Origin of the sequence: Flavobacterium sp., assembly GCF_044368625.1 — a bacterium.
Taxonomy (GTDB): Bacteria; Bacteroidota; Bacteroidia; order Flavobacteriales; family Flavobacteriaceae; genus Flavobacterium.
Genome location: NZ_JBIPPD010000230.1, coordinates 1 through 4,887, shown reverse-complemented (window position 1 = coordinate 4,887; position 4,887 = coordinate 1). Strand labels below are relative to the sequence as shown.

3 protein-coding genes and 1 pseudogene are annotated in these 4,887 nt (G+C 34.8%); all 4 read right to left on the bottom strand.

Annotation, left to right across the window (positions count from 1 at the left end; genetic code table 11):
* Positions 1–1,065: 1,065 nt before the first annotated feature.
* Positions 1,066–2,322 carry a murein hydrolase activator EnvC family protein gene (locus ACIQ2X_RS13760; protein ID WP_396179509.1) on the bottom strand — a complete coding sequence of 419 codons (1,257 nt, stop codon included), beginning with the start codon at positions 2,320–2,322 and terminating at the stop codon, positions 1,066–1,068.
* Between the two features lie 24 nt (positions 2,323–2,346).
* The gene (locus ACIQ2X_RS13755; RefSeq protein WP_396179508.1) at positions 2,347–3,126 is read right to left on the bottom strand and encodes a DUF4292 domain-containing protein; all 780 of its coding nucleotides are present in this window, start codon (positions 3,124–3,126) and stop codon (positions 2,347–2,349) included.
* 8 nt (positions 3,127–3,134) lie between these two features.
* A complete protein-coding gene (locus ACIQ2X_RS13750; protein ID WP_396179507.1) occupies positions 3,135–4,466 on the bottom strand; it encodes a tetratricopeptide repeat protein in 1,332 nt (443 codons plus the stop codon).
* A 280-nt stretch (positions 4,467–4,746) separates the two neighbouring features.
* Positions 4,747–4,887 (bottom strand): annotated as a pseudogene (locus tag ACIQ2X_RS13745) (nucleotidyltransferase); the annotation flags it as partial.

Below are 4,887 nucleotides of genomic sequence, written 5' to 3'. Positions count from 1 at the left end.
AATAAAAAAAGTTTATTGAAACGAATTTCAATAAACTTTTGGAAACGTCAAATTTTATAATGCTTAACAGCTGTTTTACCAACTATTTTTGACTATTAAACCTATTAACTCAATTATATTGGGTTATAGTTCGTAAAACTAAATGGCTTGTATTATACCAAGCCTTCTTTTATGCTTTCTCTTTTTTCAATTTTTGAATTTTGTGAAATTTAACCAAAAACAAAAATGCAAATAGAACCACAAAGCTTGCTATTGTACGATTGGATTCTTTTGGTAAAATTTCGAAAATCTTATTGATTACCAATAAAAATAAAAAAACTGCAAGTCCTAGATAATCTATTTTTTTTCATCATATTTTCTATTGTTTACATTCCGTTGGGTAAAATTAAAAAACTATATTCAATTATTGACATTGTTTGATCTAACAATTTTTGCATTTCTTTTGTTACGTAAAATAGTAATCACAGTTGAAAAGTTTAACATAAATACTATTAAAGCTGAAAAATAATTCCATAATTCATCGAAAATACTTTGTTTGAGATTTATGACTAGAAACATAACCAAGACCGTGGTAATTAAACTTGTATATAAATTGCTATCATTTTTCATGTTTTCCATAATTGTAAAATAATTTTTGTAATACATCATTTCTGCCTAAACCCAAACGTCAATTGGGATATTTTTCAAGCACTAAATTAGCTTATAATAGTTGTTCATCATTTTTTAAGCGCAACTTTAGGTAAACCCGCTTTTGCTAAAATTTCATTTGCTTTTTTAATTTTTCTGAAAACAATACTTTCCCTTTCAGTTCTTCTAATTTGTTTTTGTCAAACACAATTATTGAAACTTTTGATATATTTAATTCATAAATTTCATACGTGTATATTATGATTTTTCAGCGGTCACATATGTTAACGCCCTTTTATTCAACGGTGTTTATCTAACAATATTATATTTTTCATCGGTGTTCGATGATTATGCAATTGCTTGCGCAAACTTGTTGTTAGTGGCGGTTTCATAACGCATGTTCTTGCACTTTACTTTGTACATTGCCGCCCAACTTTCCTAATTTGGCGTCAACCAACTTTGGGGATTGGTATAACCTGTATTTTGACTGATTAAGAATTTAATCACTGTTTTACCGGTTTCAGAGCTGGTTCTGATGGTTCCGATGTTTTGTTTGCGCGATACTTTTTCGCCTTTAGAAACGGATACTGAACTTAAATTATGATATACGGTAAAGAAATCTCCGTGCTGAATAATCACTGATTTTTGAACAGGAGAAACATATTGAATACTGGTTACTTCTCCATCGAACACCGCTCTGGCTTGCGAACCAGAAGCTGTGGTAATTTCAATTCCGCTGCTGTGAACCGTCAAAAATGACAATTCGGGATGCGGCTGATCGCCAAATTTCTGCGTGATCTGTCCCGTTGCAACTGGCCAAGGAAGTCTGCCTTTGTTGGCTTTAAAATTATCCGAAATAATTTTGCCCTCGGGAGTCAATACCATTTTGGTCGATTTTTCCGTAGCTCGAGTTTCTGCGGCAGTTGTTTTCGGATTCGCTTTTTTATTAGCCGCGGCCGCTTTACGGTTGGCTTCGGCAATGGCTTCCTTGATTATCCTGTCGATTTTTCGATCGATTTCTTTAGCTTCTTGTTGCTTTTTCTTAATATCTTGGGCAATTTTTTTCTTGTCTTTTTGGATTGCAGCGGATAATTTTTCCTGTTCGGCTTTTTCCTTTTGCAAAACCAATCGCTCTTGTTCCTGCTCTTTTAATAATTTCTGCTTCGCTGCTTTTTGTTGATCTAATGTTGTGTTTAAAGTTGAGAGTTGATCTGCTTTTACTTTAATATCTTCGCCTTGCGATTTTCTATAACTCGCATATTGTTTCATGTACTGAGCTCTTTTGTAGGCTTGTAAAAAACTTTCGGAAGACAACAAGAACATGGCACGACTTTGTTCCGAACGACTTTTATATGACTTCACAATCAGTGCTGCATAATCTTCTTTCAATACTTTTAGTTCGCGATTGAGTTGATTGATTTGCAGTTGATTGAGATACATTTCATCTTTCAAAATTTTCGATTGTTTCTCTGTGGTTCGAATCAAACTTTCGCGCAAACGGATTTTCTCGCGTTGCTGCATGATTTCAGTTAGAATTGATTTTTGCTTCTTATTTTGGTTCCGAAGTAATTCCTCCTGGGCACGAATTTCTTTTTGAATTTGCTCTTTTCGTTGCTCCAGTTTTTCCTGAGCGGTTTGACTCCAGCTCGACACCGAACAAATTAAAAAAGCGAGTATGAAAACGTATTTTGGCATGTTTGTTAAAATATTTGTGCAAATTTAGTCAATAAAAGTTCGCTTGTAACCACTTGGCACACTATAAGGAAAAGAAAGTTCGTCGTTCAATTTTACCGAACTGTATTCGATATCAATTTTTGTTTGTTTCCCTTGGTTGTTTGCGTCAATATTTAAAGCCGTTGGAAAAGTCACTTTATCGTATTGTTTGTGATTCGGGTAATCTACTTTTAGCGTTCGATTTTGATTGGCTTGTTGAATTTGTTGCTGCTTGATTAAAAATTGAGATGCTTCAAACAGAAAGGTTTTCAAAGTATTTTTGGATGAATTATCTTCTAATTTATACAATCCATTTTCAACCGAACTTTCGTAAGTGCCTTGTTCTAAATTGTCAAAAGCTTCGCCGATGAGCATGTTTTGGACTTTGGTAAAATCTAAATCGGTTCCCAACCATTTACTCAGAGTGGTGTAATCGCCTTCAAAATAGCTGCTTCCGCTTTTCTCATAATATTTCACTTCGGTAGGAGTGATTAGTCCCTTTGCCATTGTAATTCCAAAAAAGCGAATGCTTACTAGTATTTGCTCGTCTTTTTGAATGCGAATGTCGGCAGAAAGATTCAAAGTTTCGTTGGCATCTTGGTATCTTACATCCGCTTTGATGTAGGCGGTTTTAAAGTTTTTATCCAATTCGTAATGATTTCGGATTATTTTTTCCGCCTTCATTGGTTTGCTTGCTGTTGCTTCCGAAATTAATTTTTTGGGTTTGCACGATGCAGTTGCTAAAAAAACTACTGTTATCCACAAAAACCATTTATTTGAAATCATTTTTTATTTTATTTTTTTAATAGTTGGTCTGCTTTTTTAAAATGCAGTTCTTTCTTTTTTTGGTCGCCCAAACCGTTATATGCTTCCCCAAGTTGTATGTTAAAATTGATTTCCAAGGCTTTATTTTCAATCACATAGTCCAATCCCAATTCGAGAAAATCTTTGGCTTTGCCAAAAACTTTGAGCTGATTATTCGCCAATCCCGCAAAATAATACAAATCAGGTTGCGAAGGAAAAAGTTCCGTCATCGCCTCCGATTTCTTAGCCAGCATTTCAAATTGTTGCAGTTGTACATAGCTTTGAAACAATAACAATGCCGTTTCTAAATCATTCGGATTATTGGCCAAATCCATTTCATAATACAACTTTGCTTGGTTCCAATCGTTTTTGCTTTGAAAAAATTTCCCAATTTCCTTTGCAACAGCAATTTCCTTCTCAGATTTAAAATTAGAAACGGCTTTGAATAAATCGGCTTCAAAACCCGGGTTATTTTTGGCAAAAATTAAAAACTCATTCAACACTCTGTGTTTGATTTTATTGTCGATTTTGCCGCTTGTCAAAATTTGATTCATAGACTTAACGGCTTTTGCCCCGTCGTTATTGTTCAAATGAAATTTAAATAACCCGACTTGAGCCCAATCGGATTCTGGAATTGCGAGTTCCAATTTTTTGGCCACTTCCATCGCTTTTTCTTCCTGATTACTGTTGGAATACAAATAAATCAACGAAATGTAGTTGGATTCGTCTTTGGGATTTTCGCTAATCAATTTTAAAAGTTCCTCTTTTTCCCCCGTTTGATACCGAGCATCTTGCAGAATTTGTTTTTTATAATTCTCTCTTTTTTCGGATCTTCCAACACTTTCATTGAGTTCATTAATTAAAGCAAGTGCTTTGTCAAACTGTTGGGTGTACATGTACAACGACGTCAGATCCTCTTTGTAACTGGCGTCAAATGGAATCAATTTTGTAACCAATACAATCGACTGATTGTAATCTTGCGTTTGATAGGTAACGTCGTACATCCCATGCAAGTACCATCTGTTTTTCGGATCTATTTGCGACGCTTTTTCAAATGAATCGTAGGCCTCTTTGTACTTTTTAAGTTTCAAATAATTCCGACCCAATTCGTTAAAAACCGCTGCATTATTGGGTTGAAGTTCCAAACATTTTCCCAAAGATTCCAGAGCCCGATCATGGTTTTCGATGCCTTTTTGTTTCAAGGATTCGTAATACGCCAACTGAAATTCATTATTAACCAAAGCAATATCGTCCGGCTCTTCTTGTGCAAAAACCGAAATACTGCTTGTAATGAGCCAAAAACCTATGATTAATTTCTTCATTTTTAATTTTATTTTCACGAAAAGTTGGCTACAAATTTAGCCCCTTCTTTTTGGGCGTGCCCCGGCGGGTCGGGCTATTCGTTCCCGCTTCCCGATGAAAAATCGGGAGAGCTCCACTACTATCCCTCACGCGGAAAAACGGGTAAAATACAACCCAAATTTCTAGTTTTTTTCTCGTAAAGACGCAAAGACGTTAAGTTACCAATTCAATATTTGCGACTTTGCGAGCGATTTAAAATTTTCAAAACGTTCAATAAAATGTTCTCGCACTAAATTCTTTCTACTCCAAAACCGAATAATCTCCAATACTGATAGAACTAAAATTTCCATCAAAAATGGCGTGATTTCCAATCATTGCGTTGTCTAAGTTGGCGTTTCTAATTTTAGAATGGGTTTGAATCAAACTGTTTTTAATAGTCGA

Bases quoted from the DNA above. Each gene is read 5' to 3' on its own strand.
- ACIQ2X_RS13750 (WP_396179507.1), bottom strand. From the start codon at position 4,466: ATGAAGAAATTAATCATAGGTTTTTGGCTCATTACAAGCAGTATTTCG.
- ACIQ2X_RS13760 (WP_396179509.1), bottom strand. From the start codon at position 2,322: ATGCCAAAATACGTTTTCATACTCGCTTTTTTAATTTGTTCGGTGTCG.
- ACIQ2X_RS13755 (WP_396179508.1), bottom strand. From the start codon at position 3,126: ATGATTTCAAATAAATGGTTTTTGTGGATAACAGTAGTTTTTTTAGCA.